Origin of the sequence: Streptococcus suis (genome assembly GCF_019856455.1) — a bacterium.
GTDB classification, from domain to species: domain Bacteria; phylum Bacillota; class Bacilli; order Lactobacillales; family Streptococcaceae; genus Streptococcus; species Streptococcus suis_AE.
In genome coordinates this window covers 2,230,426-2,253,744 of the sequence record NZ_CP082205.1, presented here as the reverse complement: position 1 = coordinate 2,253,744, position 23,319 = coordinate 2,230,426, and the positions used below count along the sequence as shown (strand labels likewise).

At 40.5% G+C, this 23,319-nt stretch carries 15 protein-coding genes and 5 pseudogenes; 15 read left to right on the top strand and 5 right to left on the bottom strand.

The genetic code is table 11. The features are described from left to right. Positions 1-102 precede the first annotated feature (102 nt). The 4 genes and pseudogenes from gla (at position 103) to K6969_RS10785 (ending at position 8,376) form a co-directional block, all read left to right on the top strand. Positions 103-948, top strand: coding sequence for an aquaglyceroporin Gla (gla, locus tag K6969_RS10800; protein WP_171943046.1), 846 nt, complete (start codon positions 103-105; stop codon positions 946-948). A gap of 103 nt (positions 949-1,051) precedes the next feature. After that, positions 1,052-1,222 (top strand): annotated as a pseudogene (locus tag K6969_RS10795) (DUF853 domain-containing protein); the annotation flags it as partial. 112 nt (positions 1,223-1,334) lie between these two features. Then, a pseudogene (locus tag K6969_RS10790) lies at positions 1,335-1,949 on the top strand (NUDIX hydrolase). A gap of 805 nt (positions 1,950-2,754) precedes the next feature. Further along, positions 2,755-8,376 (top strand): ZmpA/ZmpB/ZmpC family metallo-endopeptidase, encoded by a 5,622-nt coding sequence (locus K6969_RS10785; protein WP_171943047.1) that lies wholly within the window; start codon positions 2,755-2,757, stop codon positions 8,374-8,376. 641 nt (positions 8,377-9,017) lie between these two features. Here the strand turns inward: K6969_RS10785 and K6969_RS10780 are convergent. Beyond that, positions 9,018-9,449, bottom strand: a complete 432-nt coding sequence (locus tag K6969_RS10780) for a transposase (RefSeq protein WP_414820588.1) — start codon at positions 9,447-9,449, stop codon at positions 9,018-9,020. 88 nt (positions 9,450-9,537) lie between these two features. Next, on the bottom strand, positions 9,538-9,867 hold the full coding sequence (locus K6969_RS10775) for an IS630 transposase-related protein (protein ID WP_171943048.1): 330 nt from the start codon (positions 9,865-9,867) through the stop codon (positions 9,538-9,540). Positions 9,868-10,041: 174 nt separating this feature from the next. On the opposite strand from K6969_RS10775, the gene K6969_RS10770 reads away from it, so the two are divergent. The 9 genes and pseudogenes from K6969_RS10770 (at position 10,042) to K6969_RS10730 (ending at position 20,193) form a co-directional block, all read left to right on the top strand. After that, positions 10,042-15,855 carry a DUF1542 domain-containing protein gene (locus K6969_RS10770; RefSeq protein ID WP_321537409.1) on the top strand — a complete coding sequence of 1,938 codons (5,814 nt, stop codon included), beginning with the start codon at positions 10,042-10,044 and terminating at the stop codon, positions 15,853-15,855. A 386-nt stretch (positions 15,856-16,241) separates the two neighbouring features. Further along, positions 16,242-16,427 carry a hypothetical protein gene (locus K6969_RS10765; protein ID WP_029188188.1) on the top strand — a complete coding sequence of 62 codons (186 nt, stop codon included), beginning with the start codon at positions 16,242-16,244 and terminating at the stop codon, positions 16,425-16,427. Continuing rightward, positions 16,408-16,758 carry an IS66 family insertion sequence element accessory protein TnpB gene (gene tnpB, locus K6969_RS10760; protein ID WP_029188189.1) on the top strand — a complete coding sequence of 117 codons (351 nt, stop codon included), beginning with the start codon at positions 16,408-16,410 and terminating at the stop codon, positions 16,756-16,758. Before K6969_RS10765 ends, tnpB begins: the two co-directional genes overlap by 20 nt. Before the next feature lie 50 nt (positions 16,759-16,808). After that, positions 16,809-17,015, top strand: a complete 207-nt coding sequence (locus K6969_RS10755) for a transposase (RefSeq protein WP_029178852.1) — start codon at positions 16,809-16,811, stop codon at positions 17,013-17,015. Continuing rightward, positions 16,969-18,321: an IS66-like element short variant transposase gene (locus K6969_RS10750; RefSeq protein ID WP_029943010.1), complete on the top strand. Its 1,353-nt coding sequence runs from the start codon at positions 16,969-16,971 to the stop codon at positions 18,319-18,321. Before K6969_RS10755 ends, K6969_RS10750 begins: the two co-directional genes overlap by 47 nt. A gap of 40 nt (positions 18,322-18,361) precedes the next feature. After that, on the top strand, positions 18,362-18,532 hold the full coding sequence (locus K6969_RS10745; RefSeq protein WP_171943275.1) for a hypothetical protein: 171 nt from the start codon (positions 18,362-18,364) through the stop codon (positions 18,530-18,532). Continuing rightward, positions 18,489-18,863: pseudogene (locus K6969_RS10740) on the top strand (IS66 family transposase zinc-finger binding domain-containing protein); the annotation flags it as partial. The gene K6969_RS10745 and the pseudogene K6969_RS10740, both read left to right, overlap by 44 nt. After that, positions 18,861-19,056 (top strand): annotated as a pseudogene (locus tag K6969_RS10735) (transcriptional regulator); the annotation flags it as partial. The pseudogenes K6969_RS10740 and K6969_RS10735, both read left to right, overlap by 3 nt. After that, positions 19,056-20,193, top strand: a pseudogene (locus tag K6969_RS10730) (IS630 family transposase). The pseudogenes K6969_RS10735 and K6969_RS10730, both read left to right, overlap by 1 nt. Here K6969_RS10730 and K6969_RS10725 read toward each other — a convergent pair. From K6969_RS10725 to pezA, 3 genes are read right to left on the bottom strand one after another with little or no spacing between them, the layout of a single operon-like run. Next, the gene (locus K6969_RS10725; RefSeq protein WP_321537407.1) at positions 20,118-20,486 is read right to left on the bottom strand and encodes an AAA family ATPase; all 369 of its coding nucleotides are present in this window, start codon (positions 20,484-20,486) and stop codon (positions 20,118-20,120) included. The pseudogene K6969_RS10730 and the gene K6969_RS10725 overlap by 76 nt on opposite strands. Before the next feature lie 24 nt (positions 20,487-20,510). Beyond that, positions 20,511-21,284 carry a type II toxin-antitoxin system toxin PezT gene (gene pezT / locus K6969_RS10720; protein ID WP_029173912.1) on the bottom strand — a complete coding sequence of 258 codons (774 nt, stop codon included), beginning with the start codon at positions 21,282-21,284 and terminating at the stop codon, positions 20,511-20,513. Beyond that, on the bottom strand, positions 21,284-21,760 hold the full coding sequence (pezA, locus tag K6969_RS10715; RefSeq protein ID WP_029173913.1) for a type II toxin-antitoxin system antitoxin PezA: 477 nt from the start codon (positions 21,758-21,760) through the stop codon (positions 21,284-21,286). Before pezA ends, pezT begins: the two co-directional genes overlap by 1 nt. 217 nt (positions 21,761-21,977) lie before the next feature. Here pezA and K6969_RS10710 point away from each other — a divergent pair, with 217 nt between their 5' ends. Together K6969_RS10710 and K6969_RS10705 are read left to right on the top strand one after the other, a co-directional pair. Next, complete coding sequence (locus K6969_RS10710) at positions 21,978-22,523, top strand: hypothetical protein (protein ID WP_321537406.1); 546 nt, start codon at positions 21,978-21,980, stop codon at positions 22,521-22,523. 86 nt (positions 22,524-22,609) lie between these two features. Next, on the top strand, positions 22,610-23,266 hold the full coding sequence (locus K6969_RS10705) for a transposase (protein ID WP_171943238.1): 657 nt from the start codon (positions 22,610-22,612) through the stop codon (positions 23,264-23,266). Positions 23,267-23,319 lie beyond the last annotated feature (53 nt).

Here is a 23,319-nt window from a genome sequence, read left to right as displayed (position 1 = left end):
AACGTTTTCTTTTTGTCGAATGGCTTTACTTTGTTTATTATACTTGATAAAATGGTTGTTGTCCAAAAAAATTTAACTTTTGAAAGGAAATATAAGAAAAATATGGATGTTACATGGACAGTGAAATATATCACTGAATTTTTAGCGACTGCACTCCTTATTATCATTGGTAATGGTACAGTTGCAAACGTTGATTTAAAAGGCACAAAAGGAAACAACTCTGGTTGGATTCTCATTGCGATTGGCTATGGTTTGGCAGTTATGATGCCAGCATTGATGTTTGGTAACGTTTCTGGTAACCATATCAACCCAGCCTTTACACTTGGTTTGGCTGTTTCAGGTCTCTTCCCTTGGGCTCACGTTGCTCAATACATTGTTGCGCAATTGTTAGGTGCAATGTTTGGTCAGTTAGTGGTTATAGCAGTATACAAACCTTACTTCTTGAAAACTGAAAATCCAAATCACATCCTTGGTTCGTTCTCAACAATCAGCGCGCTTGACAATGGTACAAAAGAAAGTCGTAAAGCTGCAACTATTAATGGCTTCTTAAATGAGTTCGCTGGTTCATTTGTATTGTTCTTCGGTGCCCTTGCTTTGACCAAACATTTCTTTGGTTCAGAGTTGGTTGGTAAATTGATTGAACAAGGCTATGATAAAACAGTCGCTGAGACAATGACTGCTCCATATACTTCAGGTTCAATTGCAGTTGCTCACTTAGGCATTGGTTTCCTTGTTATGGCACTTGTTGCTGCAGTCGGTGGTCCAACAGGTCCTGGTCTGAACCCAGCGCGTGACCTTGGTCCACGTATCGTTCACCATCTCTTGCCAAAATCAGTCCTAGGTGAAAACAAATCAGATTCTAAATGGTGGTATGCTTGGGTTGGTGTATGTGCTCCAATCATCGCATCAATCGCCGCTGTTGCACTATTCAAATTCTTGTATCTATAATATAGAGAACCCGTTTCGCCGGGTTTTTCTTTTTCTCTTGGCATATCCAATATAAAGTTGTCTGCTCTGCTATTTTCCTAAAAGTTATGCTACAATAAAGCTAGAAAAAATCGGAAAAGAGTCGGCTAAAGCTGCACAAAAAGCCAGTCAGCCAGCCAGTCGCAAAACAGACTCTATGATGGATCGCTTTACCAAGAACCTGATGAGCCAGGTCGGACGGGAAGTTGGGCGCGTGGTGACTCGTGGCATTATGGGCATGTTAAAAGGAAAATAAGATGAGGAACTGGGAAGGAAACTTCTCAGTTTTTTTATCTAGACAAAGTTCTTGCCAGATGCCACAAAATTCGTTAAAATAAACATAAATCACTAGTTAGTAGGGAGTTACCATGACTGATCAATTGCAGGCACTATTGAAAGACTATCAGCCCCAGCCATTGGGTGAAAAACGTTCTTAAGCAGTCTTCTTGCCCTTAGTCTGGTCAGACAATCAGTGGCAGGTCTTATATGAGATTCGGAGCGAGTCCATTTCTCAACCAGGAGAAGTTTCCTTCCCAGGTGGCGGAATTGATGAAGGCGAGACAGCAGAAGAAGCTGCCATTCGTGAGGTTATCGAAGAACTTGACATTCAACAGGAACAAATTGAGTTGCTGGGGGAAATCGATTATCTAGTTTTTGGCCGCTCGACGATTCGCTGTTTTGTCGGTCGACTTCACTTGGACTGGCAGACTCTTCAACCCAATGATGAAGTGGCTCGATTCTTTACAGTTCCACTAGAAACCTTGCTGAAAACGGCTCCTGTCTATTATCAACTGGATTCACAGATTGTCCCAGATTGTGACTTTCCCTTTGAACGTTTGAGAGGTGGGGTTGACTATCCTTTCAGTCATCACAAACGCTCCGTTCCCTTTTATGAAAATCTACCAGGAAATATCTGGGGAATGACTGCTCAATTTACCCATCGGTTTGTGGAAATCATAAATCAAAAAACTTCGCCCAGATGAGCGAAGTTTTGTAACCGCCCAATAACAAGGTACCTATCAAATCACTCCCTCCTCCTGTATACTGTTAGAAAAACAAAACTGGAGGATTTATTACGTCACCCCCATCGTACCATTGGCTGTTCCCTAATCTTGCCGCGTTGAGAAGAAAGGCAGAAACGATATTCTGATGAAAATTCGTCTCGGAAAGGCGGAAGTTGCATTCTTCCAATCTATCAACCATGAAGTAAATGAGGAGACGCTCGCAAAAAAGAAGTTCTGGAGGCTTATTTGCCATGGAAGGAAAAAATTAAGAGAGCGTGTAAATAGAAAAAGGTTCCAGAGTCGACAGGACGTTGGAGCCTTTTTCAATATACCTTGTTATTGGGCGGTTACCGTCAGTCCTCCTCTTTTTTTATTTTCATTGAGTATAAGTATTCCTCGGAGGTTATCGGTTGTGCTACCGATAGCTTTTTCTTTTCCCGCACATATTGTGATATAGTCATTGTCCATTCAGAAATTTATTATATATGTATACAATAAATTTTGCTTTCCTCTGTAGGATTATTTGCCACAATTATTTGGAAATCGCGGATAAGGTGGTTGCACAAAGGTAGATACCAAGTTTAAAGCAGTTATTTACAGGTACAAAAGTGGAGAAGAATCTTTTCATGCGTATGGCGTGAAGAATTGTACTAAAATACTTGAAAAATCGGGTGGGGGTGGGGTATAATTAACTCAGAGTCTTGGTGACTTGAAACTAGGGAAAACTGATTTTTTGAACGCTTCATTTTTTCTCTGGTAATATTTATTCAAAAGGAGTAACGATATGAATCGTTCGAAAAAGAAATCATTTAATTGGTATGGAATGCGTCAGCAGTTCTCTATTCGTAAGTACCATTTTGGAGCTGCAAGTGTTTTGCTCGGTATGACCTTGGTTCTTAGTGCAGGAACGATTGTAAGCGCTGAAACAGGAGTCAATGGGGATGGAACTTCAAACGGGCAAATTTTACCTGTAAATGATGCTGGAACATCCGATGGCACGAATTCAACAATGCAGCCACAAGCGGATAATCAAGGAGTCAATAGCTCAGGAGTTCAGACTGATAATACAACAAACTCAACTGCGAATGACCAGTCTGCAAGTGATACAGGTTCAGCAAGTGGGCTACAAATAGGAACCTCACGTTCAGCAGATACTGGAACACAAGGAGATGGTGCGACTAGCCAACCCGTTGCCGAGCCAATTATTAAAATCCCAAGTTCTGCGTCGGAAAAAGCACCTCAGGGCTACGTAACTGTAACATTTGCAGGAAATCAATATACTAAAGGTTTTACATTAGGTACTCAAAATGGCAATTCGGTAAAAGTATTTGTCAAAGAGAATGTGACATGGGGAACATTGTTAAATGACCCTGATTGGAAATGGCCGACTGTAACAACAGCTTCAGGCGACACGGTTGTTGGTTGGGCTGTAAATATCCGTAACGGGCAAGCATATAACGCAGGAAATGCTTTTGCACGTGAAAAGTATAGGAATACTGCTGTCAATAATACAAAATTGTATCCAAACGTAGTTTATGAAGTTGAAGATGTAGGAGGAAACGGGACTAAAGAAGGCTATCTAGCACAATATGGTCCAGATGAACAAGATAAATGGATATTTATCACGTTTAATGCTGGTAAAGGTCAACTCAAAGGATCAAAAAAATCTAAAATGGTAGCTGTGAGCAATAGTCTCTACTCTATTGATTTTAGTAATAACTTGTTTAAAGGGAAAGTGGAAGCGCCTACTCTTGCGGGGCATACCTTTGTGCGTTGGCAAACACAGGATGGGGTAGTTTTACCTAAGAGTGGGACAATCACAACTGAAACAACCTATGAGGCACTGTATCTTGCGCATCTCGAACAGAAGACCGTTGTGTTTAATCAACAGAAATTAACTGAGACTGAGAAGGAGCGTTTAAAACAAGCGATTTACGATGCAAATCCAGATAGCACTGGATTGATTGAGAGTATTACTGTGTCTGATACTGGTGTAGCTACTGTAAATTACACTGGAGGCACAGAAGTTACTGTTCCAGCATCAAATCTCATTGAAGAAGATAAAAATACGGCCAGAAGTCTTGCCAAAGCTGATATTGAAAAAGAGGCAACGGAAAAGAGAGATGCCATCAATGCCTCAAATCTCACTGAAGAAGAGAAAAGAGCTAAGTTAGAGGAAGTAAATAATGCGCAGGCAGCAGCCGATAGCGCAATCGACCAAGCTAATGCTTCTGATGAACTAAACAAAGCACTAACAGACGGCAAAACAGCCATTGCTGGAATCGACACAAGCACAAGTGCTAAGAAGGCGCAAGCTAAGGAAGACACAGAAGAAATTACACGGCAACCAGTTAATGAAGTGATTGCACGTGGATCGAAGAAATCTGTTGAAGAACTTGCTCCAACCATAGAAATTATTGATTTTACAAAATCTATAGAAAACAAATCGATCACTGCACGCTATCAACTTACAAATCCAAGTCAAAACTTCGATCGTGCAGTTGCACAGCTTTATCGCGGAGAGGAACTGGTTCGGGAAATAGCGATTGCTGATCCGAATGCAAGTACGACACTCGCCGGCTTGGATTATTATACAGATTACACCTTGAAAACGAAAGTTTACTATTTGTTAGCTGGTCAAAATCAAGAAACAATTCAAGAAAGCATTCGTCCATTTGTCTTGGAGTATAAGAAAATCGAAATCAAGGATGTTGATGCGGTGACTGTTTACCGTCGTAAAGATGGCAAGTATATCGGAACAAGAACATTAGATGAATTGCCGGCAGAACCGACAGAATTATTTATCAAAGTGACTTCTGATCGATTTAAGGAAGTTTATTTACCTGTTTCTGCTATTCGTGATGATGTAAAAGATGGGCAAGCTGTTTATAAAGTGACGACTTCTCTTGAACAATTGGTCGAAGATAATGGCTCACAATATGTCGATAACAAAGTCTTTTACATTCCAAAAACAACCAAAGAAATCGATACCTATTTCACTTTCACAGATTTGGTAAATGCTATCAAGACAAATCCATCAGGTACTTTCAAACTCGGAACGGATTTGTATGCGGATGAGTTGCCAGTAGGTGATGTTCGTGCTTATATCACAGAGACCTTCAAAGGTAGCTTGACAGGTGAATATAATGGTTCTAAATTTGCTATTTACAATCAAAAAGCGGCATTATTCCAGAAAACAGATGGGGCAACCATCACTTCCTTAGATGTGAAAAATGCTCAAATTGATTCAGCTGTGCATACAGATTTAGGTGTGTTAGTGAATGAGGCAGTGAAATCTACACTAACAGATATTGCGGTCGAAGGAAGTATTAAAGGACAGCGAAATTATGGTGGTATCGTCTATAAGTTGGATGGTCAGTCTCGATTAACAAACGCAAGCTTTAAAGGGACAATTACCTCTTATGGAACAGGTGAGTCTTATGTCGGTGGAATTTCTGGATTTAGTACAGGTTCGTATATCGATAAGGTTAAATCAGAGGTTGCTATTACAATTAAAGGGGAAAACAATCAGGTTGCAGGTGGTATAGTAGGTCGCATTACTGGAGGCCAAAATGAGAGAGGAATCAATCTTCAGAATGCCTATGCAACAGGTTCCATTATCAATGAGGGAACGACGACCCAATTAGGAAGTATTGCCGGAACAAACCAAAAGGGTTGGGTTGATGGTCGTATCAACAATGTAATTGGAGATGTAGATGGCAGTTTAGCTGTTGTTGGTTCCTTGCATAGCGCCAATGTTGCGCTGAAAGAGGCTTATAGTACAGGAACGGACGCTAAGGCTGTTCAAATTTCAGAAAGTGAAGCTAAGGTTAAGGCGGAAGCCCTAGGAGTAACAGCTACTGTAAAAGACTCCAATCTTCAAACCTTAAATCATTATTCCATTGATTACCAAAAAGTACCGAATGCTAAAGCTGACTATGCGATAGCCTATGCCAACATGGAGAAAATCCTGCCATTTTATAATAAGGAACTTCTTGTTTATTATGGAAACAAGCTTTCAGCAACTGATAAATTGAATACAAAGCGTTTAGTTGATGTAGTACCTATGAAAGATACTGCAATTGTAGCGGATCTTCCTACTGAAAAAACGGGCATCAATAAACTAATGCTCCATTACGAAGATGGAAGTATTGACTATAAGACTATTTCTTATAAAGGTGATTTCGAGAATAATCATATTGCTGAATATACTATTGCAGGGCTGGATTTGATTTATACTCCAGAAGTTTTCTTGAATGCACGGGAATCCATGATCAATCGTTTGGTTGATGTGCTGAGCCCTATTGCTTACGATTCAGAAGAATTACGCAAAGTGTTAAATCCTCCTGCTAAAGCTACTTGGCAGACTACCAATGATATAAATGACCTGTATATCAAATCAAGTTTTTCTGCTATAAAAAATGACTTGTCATCGTATTTGCGTAAGGTATTGACTTCTTCGTTGAATGGTCAAGGTGTAGGAGTAGAACAACACTTTGAGCAGAAGATTCAAGAAAATAAAGAAGCTTTCTTACTTGGTTTGTCCTATCTCGATCGCTGGTATAATATCAATTATGATAGCTTAAACACCAAAGACTTAACCCTCTACAAGCAAGATTTCTTTGGAAATGTCAATGCGTCAAGTTTAGACATCATCATTGAACTAGGTAAGTCTGGTTATGAATCCCTACGACCAAAGAATAATCATAGAACCTATGCTGCGATTCTTGCTAAGCAAACTGGACAGTCAACCGTCTTCAATTTTGTCGAGGCTTATCGCCAACGGTTCTTGCCAACTGTTTCTGATAATGAATGGTTCAAGAATAATACAAAAGCCTATATCGTTGAAAGCAAGTCTCTGATTCCAGAAGTTCTTGAGAAACAGAATACTGCTACCAAACATAGCAAGTATGCAGTTGGAGTCTATGATAAAATTACGAATCCGTCGTGGTCTTATCAGCAAATGCTCTTACCATTATTGACCTTGCCAGAGCAAACAATCTATATCATCTCGAACATGAATACCATTTCATTCGGTGCCTTCTCACGCTACGAAGATGTCGTAAATCATCCTGAACTAAGAGAGAAGGTGCGTGAAAGAGTTGAACAAGCGGCTATTTGGCAGCGTGATCATATGGATTTCTGGTATAAGAACCTTAGCGCTGAACACAAGGAGAAAATGTTCCGCTCTGTCATGAATACAGATGGTTTTGGAATGAAGGGTGATGATGGTCAGTGGAGTTGGAAATCATTAGCTGATCAAGCTGCGGCTATTCAGGACTTCTTTGGTCCGGTACACAAATGGTTCAGAAATAATGGGCTAGGTGCTTATGCGACTGGTAAAGAGACTAGTTTTGTAACCGTCAATCTCCTAAGTCAGTATGGTGCTGCTCTTTATACTCATGAAATGGTTCATAACTTGGATTCTAGTGCCTATTTCTACGGGCATGGACGTCGTACTGGTTTGGGAGCTGAATTCTTTGCTCGTGGTTTGTTGGAAAACGTAGGAGACAGTAAATCTACAGTTCTTGGCTTGAATACTCAATTTACAGAAGCAGATTCTAATATTCGTCTGCACACAAATAATCCTGTGCAACGTTTCACAGATAAAGAGAGCATTGATGGCTACGTCAAAGGGATGTTGGATCTGATCTATGTTCTTGATTACCTAGAAGGCAATGCTCTTGTTAAACAAAACAAAAATGTCAAGAAAGCATGGTTTAGAAAGATAGAAAACTATTATGAAGGTGTTCATGCTGGAAATAGTGTCCGTCACTTAACAGATGAAGAAGTAGCTCGATTGACTACCTTTGATAGTTTAATAACAGAAAGTATTATCAATCGTCGATCCTATATGGATTCTGGAAACTTCAAACGTAATTATTATGATACAGTGAGCATGCTATCTCCAATCTATTCAGCACTTGACAATCCAAATGGTGCTCCTGGAGATATTATGTTCAAACGCATGGCTTATGAGCTATGGGCAGCCAAAGGGTATGATAAAGGATTTATTCCTTATGTATCTAACCAATTGGCGTCAAAAGGACCAGGAAAGGTTGTTTCTGATACGCTAGTGTTACAAGAAGTTTTTGGCGGTACTTATACAACATGGAATCACTTTAAACAAGCTATGTACCAAGAGCGTATCGATCAATTACCGAAGTTGAAGCCTATTACCATCGAGTATGAATTGGGCAAATCAAATTCAACCAAGACAGTCACCATTGCATCTTATCAAGATTTGGAAAGATTGATGGCTGCTGCTATTGAAGAAGATTCGAAACGCTTGGCACAGTCCACTTCTAATGTAAATAATAGTTGGGTACATAAGTTGAAACAAAAGGTATATAGTGCCTACTTGCGTTCAACAGATGATTTCAGAACTTCTATCTTCAATCCTTAAAATGAGACAGAAGTTAGTTAGAAAAAGTCGTTAGAAAGTTGATTTCTAGCGGCTTTTGTTGGCTCTTTGTCAACTGTAGTGGGTTGATGTCAGCTAACATCTAGGGAGTGGGAAAGAATTCGATTAGGTTAAAAAGAGCTCGTCTCACTTCCAAGCAGTTGGCTCGGCTTCTATGGTCACTTTCTAGTTTTAAGGTGACCAGCTGAAACAGTTCCCCGAACTGTTTCACTCCACCAGACTGTTAAACCCAATCAACCACTGCGCTGAGATGTTGACACGAACTCTGGAAGCGTGGCTGGACTTTTTGCCCAGCCTCTTCTTTATTTTTATTGACGAAATATGAAATTAGTGGTGTTATTGTTGTATCGTGTTGGCTGTGCTAGTCACGTCTGGGAGGGTCTGATGCGTCAGTCCTCCTCTTTTTTTATTTTCATTGAGTATAAGTATTCCTCAGAGGTTATCGGTTGTGCTACCGATAGCTTTTTATTTTCCCGCACTTATTGTGATATAGTCATTGTCCATTCAGAATCCTCTTATATATGTATATAATAAGGTTTGCTTTCCTCTTTAGGATTATTTGCTACAACTACAAAGAAGGGTCGAATTTTTTTATGCGTATGGCGTGAAGAATTGTACTATAGTTATTTAGTTTTTAAATAGTATTCTAAGGCAGACTGAACAGAACGACCTGTTCTTAACAATTCAGTCACCTTTCTTTTTAGAGTAGCCCAAAACTGTTCGATGGGATTGAGTTCAGGAGAATAAGGTGGTAAGGGAAGAAAGTAATGCCCGCTAGCTATGGAACACTCATCAAGGTGCTTTTTAGGATGAAAGGTGGCATTATCCATAATAATCAGATGTGGCTCTGATAAGCACAGTAATAGTTCCTTTTGAAACCATGTCATAAAAAGATGTGCTGTCATTGTTCCGTGATACAACAATGGTGCTACAATTTGGGAACCAATTTGCCCTGCGACAACAGAGAGCCTTTCAAAGCGACGTCCACTAACCTTGTCATAGACTTTTTGACCGCGTACAGCTCTAGCTTTGTGACGATAAAGATAGGTGTCAATGCCAGTCTCATCAATATAGACAATTGGGGTATTAGGAAAACACTCTAGAACATCTAAGTAGCATCTAACCTTGTCGCTGGCTTGTTCTTTATAGGTTGTCGTCTTTTTTTAAAGTAATGTTCAGTTTTTTTAAGGCTGCCCAAACGGAGGGAATACTACAGTCAAAATGCTCTGTTATTTCCCTTAAAAAAGCATCTGGATGTTGGTTAACAAAGGCTTCTAACTTATCCAATGGCAATTTGCGAGGGCTTGGTTTCCTTTTTTGACGCTCCAAATGACCAAGTTCTTTGAGTTGTTTCTCCCAAAGATACAGTGTATTAGTGCTAATCCCAAATAACTGACACGTTTCTTTTTTGGAATGACCAGCCTCTACATAATCAATAACTCGTTTTCTAAAATCTATTCCGTAACTTTTCATAAGTATAGTATAGCACATACTGCATAGAAACTAAAGAACTATAAAATACTTGAAAAATCGGGGGGGGGTGGGGTATAATTAACTCAGAGTCTTGGTGGCTTGAAACTAGGGAAAACTGATTTTTTGAACGCTTCATTTTTTCTCTGGTAATATTTATTCAAAAGGAGTGACGATATGAATCGTTCGAAAAAGAAATCATTTGATTGGTATGGAGTGCGCCAGCGTTTCTCTATCCGTAAATATCATATTGGTGCTGCAAGTGTTCTGTTAGGTACGACCTTGGTTCTTAGTGCAGGAACGATTGTAAGCGCTGAAACAGGAGTCAATGGAGATGGAGCTTCAAACGGGCAAATTGTAAATAATGATGGAACTTCCGATGGCACAACTTCAACAATGCAGCCACAAGGGGATAATCAAGGAGTCAATAGCTCAGGAGTTCAGACTGGTAATACAACAAACTCAACTGCGAATGACCAGTCTGCAAATGATACAAGTTCAGCAAGTGGCCAACCAGTAGGAATCTCACGTTCAGTAGATACTGGAACACAAGGAGATGGTTCGACTAGCCAACCCGTTGCCGAGCCAATTATGATAATCCCAAGTTCTGCGTCGGAACCAGCACCTTCGGGCTACGTAACTGTAACATTTAATAAAACGCCGTGGGATAATGGGTTAAAATTAGGTAATCAAAGTGGCAACTCGGTAAGAATATTTGTCAAGAATAATGTAACATGGGGAACACTTCTAAAAGATTCATCTTGGCAGTGGCCTACTGTAATTACAAATGCAGGCGACACGGTTGTTGGTTGGGCTGTGAATATCGGTTACGGGAAACCATATAACTCAGGAAATGCTTTTTCACTTGAAAATTATAAGGATACTGTTGTCAAAAATACAAACTTGTCTCCAAACGTAGTTTTTGAAGTTGAACCTGTAGGAGGAAAAGGGACTAAAGAAGACTATCTAACACAGTATGGTCCAGATGAGCAAGAAAAATGGATTTTTATCAAGTTTGATGCTGGTCAAGGTCAACTCAGTGGATCAAAAACATCTAAAATGGTAGCTGTGAGCAAGAATCTCTATTCTATTGATTTTAGTAATGCAAAGTTTAAAGAAAAAGTTGAGTCGCCTACTCTTGCGGGGCATACCTTTGTGCGTTGGCAAACACGGGATGGGGTAGTGTTACCTAAGAGTGGTCCAATCACAACTGACACAACCTATGAGGCACTGTATCTTGCGCATCCACAAAACCAGGTAGCTGTATTTGATAGTAAAAAGTTAACAGATTCCGAGAAAGAACAGGTCAAGAAAAATATATTAGATGCAAACCCTGATTTAAGTACAGGGGTTCCGCAAGTCATCAAAGCGATTGACATATCCGATACAGGTGAAGCTACTGTAACATTTAATGATGATACCGTAGTTAAAGTTCCATCCGCAACTCTCACCAACGAAGACAAGGATACTGCTAGAAGCAATGCCAAAGCAGAAATTGAAAAAGAGGCAACGGAAAAGAGTGATGACATCGAGGCCTCAAATCTCACTGAAGAAGAGAAAATAGCCAGACTGACGGAAGTTCGAGATGCAAACGACCGAGCTAATAATGCAATTGATAAAGCTGCTACTACTGAAGACTTAACTAAGGCTATTTCGGATGGTACAGCAGCGATTAAAGCAGTTAGCACAACTAATACTATAAAAACAAAAGCTAAGCAAGCACTTGAAGAAGCCTACAATGCTGAGAAAGCAGAAATTGAAAATTCTGCACTTACAGCTGAAGAAAAGGCTATTAAACAAGCTGACTTGACTACTGCTAAGGAAAATGCTATAAAAGCAGTTGATGATGCAAAAACAGATTCGGCTGTTGAAGGGGCTCTTAAAAATGGTAAAGCGGCTATTGAGTCTACATACACAGCGATTATTAAAAATCCAAGTTCTGTAAGTGATACTGCTCCACAGGGGTATGTGACTATAACATTTAATAAATCACAGTGGGCTAAGGGCTTAACATTAGGAAGTCAAAGTGGCGATTCAGTAAGAATTTTTGCTAAAAATGATGTAACATGGGAAACACTTCTAAATGACCCTGCTTGGCAATGGCCTACTGTAAAAACAGATGAAGGTGATACTGTTGTTGGTTGGGCCGTGAATAGTGGTGAATATAAAGCAAATGTCGCTTTTTCTCGTGAGAAATACAAAGACAGCTTGGTCTCTGATATAAACTTGTATCCAAATGTAGTTTATGAAGTTGAAGATGTAAGAGGCGATGGGACTAAAGCAAGTTATCTCGCACAATATGGAGCAGATGAACAAGATAAATGGGTTTTTATCACCTTTGATGCAGGTCAAGGTCAACTCATCAAAAGCAAAAAAACTTCGAAAATGGTTGCTGTAAGTAACAATCTTTACTCTATTGATTTTAATAATAAAAAATTTACAGAGAAGATTGAAACTGCAACTCTTGCGGGGAATACCTTTGTTCGTTGGCAGACAACTGCTGGCACAGCCCTACCTAAGAGTGGCTCTATTACAACCGAAGAAACATACAATGCATTATATCTTGCACATCCAACAGACAAGACCGCCGTCTTTGACACTAATAAACTAACAGAGACCGAGAAGGATAGTTTAAAACAAGCGATTTCCAATGCAAATCCAGATAGTGCTAACCTCATTCAGAGCATTACGGTGTCTGACGCAGGTGAAGCTACAGTGACTTACAACGACGGCACTGTTGTGACAGTTCCAGCTACAGAACTTATCTCTGAAGATAAAGACGCTGTTAGAAACCTTGCCAAAGCCGATATTGATAAAGTGGCAACAGAGAAGGTTGCTGAAATCAATGCGTCAAACCTTACAGCTGAGGAAAAAGCTGAGAAAATACAAAAAGTAGAAGAAGCTAAAACTGCAGCCCGCACAGCTATTGACGCTGCTACTACTAACGATGAACTAGCCAAAGCGGTAACTGACGGTAAAGTAGCTATTGCAGGTATTGATGCAACTACAAGTGCTAAGAAGGAAGTGGCTAAGAAGGACTTAGAAGAAACTTACAATGCTAAGAAAGCTGAAATTGACAATTCAGCTCTTACTGCTGAAGAAAAAGTAGTAAAACAAGCTGAATTGGATAAAGTCAAGGAAGATGCCATCAATGCAATTGATGCAGCAACAACAGATGCAGATGTAGATACAGCATTAAATAAAGGTAAAGCTGATATTGAAGCGATTGAAACGCTTATAAGTGAGAAGAAGACTGATGCTAGACAACAGCTTGATGAGGCGTACGCTGCTAAGGAAGCTGAGATTACAAATTCATCATTAACTGGAGAAGAAAAAGCCGCTAAACTAGCTGAGTTGGATAAAGCCAAAGCAGCCGCTGAAAATGCTATCGACACTGCAACAAATAATGCCGGTGTAGACAAGGCTCTTGAAGACGGTAAGTCAGCAATTGATTCCATTGACACTACAAGTAGTACTGCTAAAGCAGATGCTAAGAAAGACTTAGAAGAAGCTTACAACGCTAAGAAAGCTGAAATCGAAAATTCTGCACTTACAGCTGAAGAAAAAGCAGCGAAACAAGCTGGATTGGATAAAGCTAAAGCAGACGCAGATAAAGCTATCGACGCTGCGACAGATAAAGCAGGCGTAGATACAGCTCTTGCAGACGGTAAGGCAACTATTGGAGCCATCGACACTACTGCAAGTGCTAAGAAAGCAGATGCTAAGAAAGACTTAGAAGAAGCTTACAACGCTAAGAAAGCTGCCATTACCAATTCAGGTTTGACAGCTGAAGAAAAGGCTACTAAACAAGCAGAATTGGATAAAGCCAAAGAAGATGCAGATAAGGCTATTGACGCCGCAACAGATGCTTCAGGTGTAGCCAAAGCTCTTGAAGCAGGCAAAACAGCCATCGCAGCTATTGACACTTCTGTGAGTCCTAAGAAAGCCGCCGCTAAGCAAGACTTGGAAGCAGCTTACAACGCTAAGAAAGCTGCCATTACCAATTCAGGTTTGACAGCTGAAGAAAAGGCTGCTAAACAAGCAGAATTGGATAAAGCTAAAGAGGATGCCACTAAATCCATCGACGCCGCAACAGATGCTTCAGGTGTAGCCAAAGCTCTTGAAGCAGGCAAAACAGCCATCGCAGCTATTGACACTTCTGTGAGTCCTAAGAAAGCCGCCGCTAAGCAAGACTTGGAAGCAGCTTACAACGCTAAGAAAGCTGCCATTACCAATTCAGGTTTGACAGCTGAAGAAAAGGCTGCTAAACAAGCAGAATTGGATAAAGCCAAAGCTGACGCAGATAAAGCGATTGACGCCGCAACAGATAATGCAGGCGTAGCTAAAGCTCTTGAAGCTGGTAAATCAGCGATTGACGCAATCAATACAACTACAAGTGCTGAGAAAGCAGCCGCTAAGGAAGCTCTTGAAGAAGCCTACAACGCTAAGAAAGCAGAAATTGAAAATTCTGCCCTTACAGCTGAAGAAAAAGCCACAAAACAAGCAGAATTGGATAAAGCTAAAGCTGACGCAGATAAGGCTATTGATGCCGCAACTGATGATGCAGGCGTAGCTAAAGCTCTTGAAGCTGGTAAATCAGCGATTGACGCAATCAATACAACTACAAGTGCTGAGAAAGCAGCCGCTAAGGAAGCTCTTGAAGCTGGCAAATCAGCGATTGACGCAATCAATACAACTACAAGTGCTGAGAAAGTAGCCGCTAAGGAAGCTCTTGAAGAAGCCTACAACGCTAAGAAAGCAGAAATTGAAAATCCTGCCCTTACAGCTGAAGAAAAAGCCGCAAAACAAGCAGAATTGGATAAAGCTAAAGCTGACGCAGATAAGGCTATTGATGCAGCAACTGATGATGCAGGCGTAGCTAAAGCTCTTGAAGCTGGCAAATCAGCGATTGACGCAATCAATACAACTACAAGTGCTGAGAAAGTAGCCGCTAAGCAAGCTCTTGAAGAAGCCTACAACGCTAAGAAAGCAGAAATTGAAAATTCTGCCCTTACAGCTGAAGAAAAAGCCGCAAAACAAGCAGAATTGGATAAAGCCAAAGAGGATGCAGATAAAGCTATTGATGCCGCAACAGATAATGCAGGTGTAGCCAAAGCTCTTGAAGCAGGCAAAACAGCCATCGCAGCTATTGACACTTCTGTGAGTCCTAAGAAAGCCGCCGCTAAGCAAGACTTGGAAGAAGCCTACAACGCTAAGAAAGATGCCATTACCAATTCAGGTTTGACAGCTGAAGAAAAGGCTGCTAAACAAGCAGAATTGGATAAAGCTAAAGAGGATGCCACTAAATCCATCGACGCCGCAACAGATGATTCAGGTGTAGATACAGCACTTAATGAGGGTAAAGCGGATATCGAAGCGATTGGAACGATTATAAGTGATAAGAAGATTGCTGCTAGACAACAGCTTGAAGAGGCATACTCTGCTAAGGAAACTGAGATTACAAGCTCATCCCTAACTGGAGAAGAAAAAGCAACCAAACTAGCAGAACTGGATAAAGCTAAAGAAGCTGCTGAAAATGCTATTGACACAGCAGCAGATAATGCAGGTGTAGATACAGCACTTGAAGCAGGCAAAACAGCCATTGCAGCTATTGACACAACAGCTAGTGCTGAGAAAGCAGCTGCTAAGCAAGACTTGGAAGATGCTTACAATGCTAAGAAAGCAGAAATTGAAAATTCTGTCCTTACAGCTGACGAAAAAGCAGCGAAACAAGCAGAATTGGATAAAGCCAAAGCTGATGCAGATAAGGCTATTGCCGCCGCAACAGATGCTTCAGGTGTAGCCAAAACTCTTGAAGCTGGCAAATCAGCGATTGCCGCAATCAACACAACTACAAGTGCTGAGAAAGCAGCAGCTAAGAAAAAATCAGTTCTTCCTAACACTGGTGACAATATTGGTTTATCTAGCATCTTGGGTGTGTCTGGCCTAGCCTTATTAGGAATCGCGATTCGTAAAAAAAGAGAAAATTAACTATTTTCCAAAGCATACTAAGATTAGTGGTGAGGAAATCTCTGTTGGGAGAGACAAAAAGTAGGCTCTTTGTCAACTGTAGTGGGTAGATGAAAAGCTAACGCCTAGAGAGGACGGACTTCGTTCTCTCTTTCTTTATCAAAGAGCATTGGTCGTTTACCGTAACCGCCCCATAACAGGGTATCTATCTAATCACTCCCTCCTCCTGTATACTGTTATATAGTTAATCAGTTTTAAATCAGTAATTATGGTATACTAAAGTTATGGCATACGATTTAGATTTTAGAAAACGAGTGATTTCGTTGTAACCGCCCAATAACAAGGTATCTATCCACCCACTCCCTCCTCCAGTATACTGTTAGAAAAACAAAACTGGAGGATTTATTATGTCACACCCCATCATTCCATTGACTGTTCCCCAATCTCGCCGCTTTGAGAAGCGAGGCAGAAACGATATTATGATGAAAATTCGTCTCGGAAAAGTGGAGCTCACAGTCTTTCACACTATCAATCAAGAAACACTAGAAACAATCTTAGATAAGGTACTGTTCTATGACCATCCAACTCAGTGATTTAGGTCAAGTTTACTTGGTCTGTGGAAAAACAGATATGCGTCAGGGAATTGATTCCCTGGCCTATCTTATCAAAAGTCAGTTCAACCTGGATCCCTTCTCCGGTCAGGTCTATCTCTTCTGCGGAGGTCGAAAAGACCGGTTCAAAGCTCTTTATTGGGATGGACAGGGATTTTGGTTATTGTATAAACGTTTTGAAAATGGGAAATTGACCTGGCCAAACAATGAAGAAGAGGTCAAGGCTCTAACTTCCGAGCAAGTCGACTGGCTCATGAAAGGATTTTCTATCATTCCAAAAATAAATGTTTCAAAAAGTCGTGATTTCTATTGAAATCATGGCTTTTCTTTGTGTATAATGAGATAAAAAGAAGGAGATTGGTTATGTCATCACTAGAAAAAATTATTGAAACACAGTCAAAAACGATAGAGATGATGGCTAATGAACTCACTCTCCTTCGAGAACAGGTTGACTATCTGAGACAGAAACTCTACGGAAAATCATCAGAGAAGGTCGTATATCAACCAGGTCAGCTGAGCTTGTTTGGGGAGGAAAGTCTCCCTGAAGAAGAAGCTGACTTACCCAGTTGAAACGGAGACCATCACCTATAAACGCAAGAAAGCTAAGGGAGTTCGTCAGGCTATTTTCAGCCAGTTCACTCCAGAGATTGTGCATCACGAATTGCAGGGCGAAGACTGCACTTGTCCAGACTGTCATGGTCAGCTGAAAGAGATTGGCTCAACTGTTCAACGACAAGAGTTGGTCTTCATTCCTGCACAATTAAAGCGGATTGACCATGTTCAACACGCATACAAGTGTCAGGCATGTAGTCAGAAGAATCTAAGCGATAAGATTATCAAGGCTCCTGTTCCTAAGGCACCTTTGGCACACAGCTTGGGTTCAGCCTCTATCATCGCTCACACCATTCACCAGAAATTCAATCTGAAGGTACCCAATTACCGTCAGGAAGAGGACTGGCATAAACTTGGCCTGCCCATCAGTCGGAAGGAAATAGCCAACTGGCACATCAAGTCTAGTCAGTATTATTTCGAGCCGATTTATAACCTGTTGCACGAGAAATTGTTGGAGCAGCCTATTCTTCATGCGGATGAGACTTCCTACAAGGTCTTAGAAAATGATAGCCAGTTGACCTACTACTGGACTTTCTTGTCTGGGAAACATGAGAAAAATGGAATTACCCTCTATCATCATGACAAACGACGGAGCGGCTTAGTTGTGGAGGAGTTTCTTGGGGACTATGCGGGCTACGTTCATTGTGACATGTGGAGTGCTTATCGTCAATTAGACAAGGCTCAGCTCGTTGGCTGTTGGGCTCATGTTAGACGAAAATTTTTTGAGGCGACTCCTAAGAAGACAGATAATACTTCTTTAGGAGCCAAGGGATTAGCCTATTGCGACCGCCTGTTTGCCTTGGAGAGTGACTGGGCTGACCTGTCTACTGAGGAACGGCTACATAAACGGCAGACAGAGTTAACTCCCTTGATGGACGAGTTCTTTGATTGGTGCCGTGAACAGGCTGTCTTGCCAGCTTCCAAATTGGGTACTGCAATAGAGTATAGCCTCAAATACGAAACCACCTTCCGAGCCGTTCTCTCGGACGGTGACCTAGTCCTGTCCAACAATATGGCTGAGAGGGCTATGAAGACCTTGGTGATGGGCAGAAAAAATTGGCTTTTTTCTCAGAGCTTTGAGGGAGCCAAGTCGACAGCTGTCATTTTGAGTCTTTTAGAAACAGCTAAGCGACACGGACTTGATGCAGAAAAATATATGACCTATCTTCTAGAACACTTACCTAATGAGGAGTCGCTCGCAAAAAAGGAGGTTTTAGAAGCCTATTTGCCATGGGATAAAAATATTAAGAGAGCTTGTAAATAGAAAAAGGTTCCAGAGTCGACAGGACTTTGGAGCCTTTTCAATATACCTTGTTATTGGGCGCTTACAGCTAACCCTCCTTCGTGAGCAGGTTGATTATCTGAGACAGAAACTCTACGGAAAATCATCAGAGAAAGTTGTGTATCAACCAGGTCAGCTGAGCTTATTTAGTGAGGCAAGTCTCCCTGAAGAAGAAGCTGACTTACCCAGTTGAAACAGAGACCATCACCTATAAACGCAAGAAAGCTAAGGGAGTTCGTCAGGCTATTTTTAGTCAGTTCACTCCAGAGATTGTTCATCACGAATTGCAGGGCGAAGATTGTACCTGTCCAGACTGTCATGGTCAGTTGAAGGAGATTGGCTCAACTGTTCAACGACAAGAGTTGGTCTTCATTCCCGCACAATTAAAGCGGATTGACCATGTTCAACACGCATACAAGTGTCAGGCATGTAGTCAGAAGAATCTGAGCGATAAGATTATCAAGGCCCCCGTTCCTAAGGCACCTTTGGTACACAGCTGGGGTTCAGCCTCTATCATCGCCCACATTTATAGATACCAGGATAGTCAAGATATTGCTTTTGATGATGAATCCAATCCTTGGATGCTGATGAGTGATAATTTGGCTGAATTAGAAAATCTACCTTGCCGATACTTTCGATGAGATCGAGCGTTACAATGGCTACTTAGACGGTATTGAGCGGATGTTAGACATGGTTCATCATCGGAAGGTGTCGTAATGAAACAAGAAATGTCCGGACTTCTGTTCGATTTACAAAATGTAGAGATTTTGACTGTGTTAATACTGTTCAAAAAACAAAAACTAACGTATAATAGATTTATGAAACTTACTATCGAACAAACAAACGAATTAAAAACTTATTTGAAAGATAAAACCTATTCCCCATTTCATAGACGACTTCAAGTAATCCTGTTCAGAGCCGAAGGTCTCAGTTATAGAGAAATCGCTAACCTTATCGGCTATTCAAAGTATACAATCTGGTCCTTACAAGGCAAGTATGAGCTTGGTGGGATTTCAGCTCTAGTAAGAGAAACGCGAGGTGGACGGAACCGTCAATATTTAACCCTTCAAGAAGAGGAAGCATTTCTAAAAGAACAGTTAACAGCTTCACTAAATGGCGAATTTGTGACCATAAACTCTCTCTACGAAACTTATCAGAAACGGGTTGGACACCCTACGACCAAGGAAGGATTCTATGCCCTTCTGAAACGCCATGGTTGGCGCAAAGTGACGCCAAGACCAGAACACCCTAAAAAAGCAGACGCCGAAACGATTCTAGCGTCTAAAAATAAAATCTTCATTCACGAAAATAGGAAAGCGCTTCAAGAATAGTCGTCGCTATCATAAAGTCAGACTAATGTATCAAGATGAGGCGGGTTTCGGTCGGATTAGTAAAATTGGAAAGGCCTGGGCACCAAAAGGGGTGAGACCGCATGTACATAGCCACTATATTCGTGAGTATCGCTATTGCTATGGTGCTATTGATGCCCATACAGGAGAGTCCTTCTTCATTATCGCTGGGGGTTGCAATACAGATTGGATGAATGTTTTTCTCAAACAACTATCTGAAGCTTATCCTGACGATTATATTTTATTAGTGATGGACAATGCCGTTTGGCATAAATCAAGTACCTTAGAGAAACCACATAATATTGGTTTTGAGTTTATTCCTCCCTATACTCCTGAAATGAATCCAATTGAACAAGTTTGGGCTGAGATTCGAAAGAGAGGGTTTAAGAATAAAGCTTTTAAAACACTAGATGATGTGATAAACAAGCTTCAAGAAGTGATACGAGAGTTAGATTGGTCTATTTTAAAACCAATTGTTAGTAGACGATGGTTAAAAAACACTTGATTGGTTTGATTTTGATTTTTGTTGAGTATTAAATTAAAATCTGTATACTTGAAAACATTTCTACTACCTGACTTGGTATTTTGTAGTGTGTTTAATAATTTGACAATTGTACTTTTACCAGAATTATTTTTTCCTACGATTAATGATGAACTTTTTGATATATATTTTTCTGTTATACTTATCTTTTCCGACTCTGTTTCCGTTTCAGTACCTGACCTATCTGGCCATTTACTATGAGCAAAGTTAATAGTCTGAACGTCTTCGCTATATTTTCTATAATTTTTTATTGACAAACTTTTAAATACATATCATATCTCCTACAAATTTTCTTTTATTACTGAAATCTCTCTTAACCGCTCTTGTCCCATCTTCCACATCTCTTCCTCGACTTTACTCCATTTTCCAAAGAGGCATTCTTGTAACACTTCTGCAGCGGAACCTTTATCGGTTTCAGAATCGTAGATACAAGTTCGATCTCTCAGATAAATCTGAATCTGGTCAAAGAGTTGCTCTCTTTCTAACTCACTTAGGTTATCAACCAAGTTCTCAACAATCCCATCATGGTGTTCTTTTGGTGTTGCCCTGGCCTGATTGGGATCGATGGCATAAAGTTCTTCGTAACGAATTAAGGTGCTGAGATAGGACAGTTCTGGTTTGGTACCAATAACAGCTAAAGAAACTTGGTAACCTTTAGAAGCTAATAATTGAGCAGTCTGACGAGGAACTTGAGTGGTTCGTAAGGTTCCCTCAATCAGCAAATGATAACCCCGCGTGCTGAGTTCGTCAACCAGATGCTCTACCATTTTTCCTGCAAATCCCTTGGTATAGTCCACGCTGTCCTTGCCATACTTTTCTTGCAGGGCTAAGTAATTGGGATGCTGAGAACGGTAGCTGTCACCATCGATGATAATGATATTACCTTGAAATTCTTTTTGCTTGATACGATGAATAGTCGTCTTACCAGCTCCGCTTTGTCCACCAAGTAAAATGGCTTTCGGTTGATTTGAAATCGTCTTTCCTCGGGTTAAAGCCCGAATGGTTCGCTGCAAGGCCTTCTGAAATGCAACCTCACTAAATTCTTCCAACCTCATTAAGCCACCACCCGATGATACACCATGTCCAACATCCGCTCGATACCGTCTAAGTAGCCATTGTAACGCTCGATCTCATCGAAAGTATCGACAAGGTAAATTTTCGTATTGATCAATTCAGCCAAATCATCACTCATGAGAATCCAAGGGTTGGATTCATCATCAAAAGCAATATCCTGACTATCCTGGTATCTATAAAGCTGTGATAAAATGGCTGCTCCACGTTCTTTAATCACTTCTACTTTTAAAGTCAATTGGTAATCTTCAACAGGTGTTAGCATCTTATCCTCCCCTACAATATCGACATAAGAAACGTTAAATTTCTGACAAATGCGATCAATGAGTTCTGTTGAAACGGTGCTGGTTCCATTTTCATAACGACTCAGGCTATTGCGTGAAATCCCGACCATTTTAGCAAATTCTGGTTGTGTTAAATCGTGTGTCTGGCGTAGTGATTTTATATTGTCTCCAATCATAGATAAAGACCTCCTCATATTTGCTTTCATTATAACACAAAAACGAACGACGCACCATTTTTGGTGCGTTATTTGTTTTCTTATTTTTGGCTTAGCCGTCTGCAAGACCCCGCGGAGACAATGTCATTAAGCTAAGACTCCTGCTCCAATTTTTATTGGATAGGGTCTTTTTATTTTTCGATAAAGTGATAGACTAAAATCAAAAAGGAGTTTTCCTATGGTTCAGTCTATTCAAACAGTCCTAGAATCTTGCATCTCACAACTCTCATCCGACAGTTCTTCTTATGTCGTCGAACCAGATAAAGACTTTACCCGTTCCAGAAAAAGTTCCTTCCAACAAATGGTTTCCGCTATACTAAACATGGGCGGTCAAACGCTATCAAAAGAACTCATCAATCAAAATTTTCCAATTTCTAAAGTTGCTTTTGTTCAAAATCGGTATAAAATTAAGCACCAAGCCTTTCAAGATCTCTTCAAAAATTTTACACAGGCTGTTCTTCCAAAAACAGAATGCCCTATTCTGGCTGTAGATGGATCAGATATCCATATTCCAGTCATTCCTGAGGACACAACCTCTCATTTTCCTTCAAAATCAGGTGAAAAAGCCTATAATCTCCTGCACTTAAATGCCCTCTTCGACTTGGAAAGCGAGCTCTATTGTGATGCCTTGGTTCAAAAGAGACGAGATGTTGATGAACGGAAGGCTCTGATTGATATGATGGAGAATTCTCCCTTTCGAACAAGCACTCATTGTGGCCGATAGGGGGTACGAATCTTATAATCTGATGGCACATTGTCAAGAAAAAGGCTGGTTCTATCTAATTTCGGATTCGAGATGGGAAAAGCAGTATGAAGCAAAGTTTGGATCTGCCTTCTACGGAAACCTTCGCCGAATCCTTTACCTTGAAATTAACCCGCCGACACAATAAGGAGACCAGAGAACTCCTGAAAGATAGGAATCAATACAAGTTTATTCCCAGTAATCAAACCTTTGATTTTCTATCTAAAGAATGGGAAAGGGGAGCTGAAGCAGAGTTTTACTCCCTTTCTTTTCGCATGGTTCGATTTGAAATAGCCCCTGATAAATACGAGACTATCGTGACCAATTGCGATAAGCCTGTAGACTATATAAAAAGCCTCTATGCCCGTAGATGGGGCATAGAGACCGCTTTTCGTCACTTGAAATATGCACTTGGATTGGTGAGTTTTCACGCTAAAAAGCTGGAAGGTATTCTTCAGGAAATATTCGCTCGTCTCACTTTTCACAATGCCGTCAAAATGACCACTTCTAAGGTCATCATTCCAGAGCGAAAAACAAAGTATAGATACAAAATCAGCTTTTCGGATGCCTGTTATATTTGTCGTCTATTTTTCCGTCATCAAATACCTTCCAAGCAAGTTGAAATCTACATCCAATCCCACCTCTGTCCAATTCGACCCGATAGACAGGCGAGGAGGAAGGTTCGATATCAAACACTTGTAGATTTCACTTATAGAATAGCATAATATCGAGCAAATGAATACAAAAAACAATACTAAACAAAAATCAAAAAACAAAC

Coding starts and splice junctions, on each gene's coding strand:
- K6969_RS10785 (WP_171943047.1), top strand. CDS start 2,755: ATGAATCGTTCGAAAAAGAAATCATTTAATTGGTATGGAATGCGTCAG.
- K6969_RS10770 (WP_321537409.1), top strand. CDS start 10,042: ATGAATCGTTCGAAAAAGAAATCATTTGATTGGTATGGAGTGCGCCAG.
- pezA (WP_029173913.1), bottom strand. CDS start 21,760: ATGATTGGAGACAATATAAAATCACTACGCCAGACACACGATTTAACA.
- K6969_RS10705 (WP_171943238.1), top strand. CDS start 22,610: ATGAAGCAAAGTTTGGATCTGCCTTCTACGGAAACCTTCGCCGAATCC.
- K6969_RS10755 (WP_029178852.1), top strand. CDS start 16,809: ATGTCATCACTAGAAAAAATTATTGAAACACAGTCAAAAACGATAGAG.
- gla (WP_171943046.1), top strand. CDS start 103: ATGGATGTTACATGGACAGTGAAATATATCACTGAATTTTTAGCGACT.
- pezT (WP_029173912.1), bottom strand. CDS start 21,284: ATGAGGTTGGAAGAATTTAGTGAGGTTGCATTTCAGAAGGCCTTGCAG.
- K6969_RS10710 (WP_321537406.1), top strand. CDS start 21,978: ATGGTTCAGTCTATTCAAACAGTCCTAGAATCTTGCATCTCACAACTC.
- tnpB (WP_029188189.1), top strand. CDS start 16,408: ATGACCATCCAACTCAGTGATTTAGGTCAAGTTTACTTGGTCTGTGGA.
- K6969_RS10775 (WP_171943048.1), bottom strand. CDS start 9,867: ATGAAAAGTTACGGAATAGATTTTAGAAAACGAGTTATTGATTATGTA.
- K6969_RS10765 (WP_029188188.1), top strand. CDS start 16,242: ATGTCACACCCCATCATTCCATTGACTGTTCCCCAATCTCGCCGCTTT.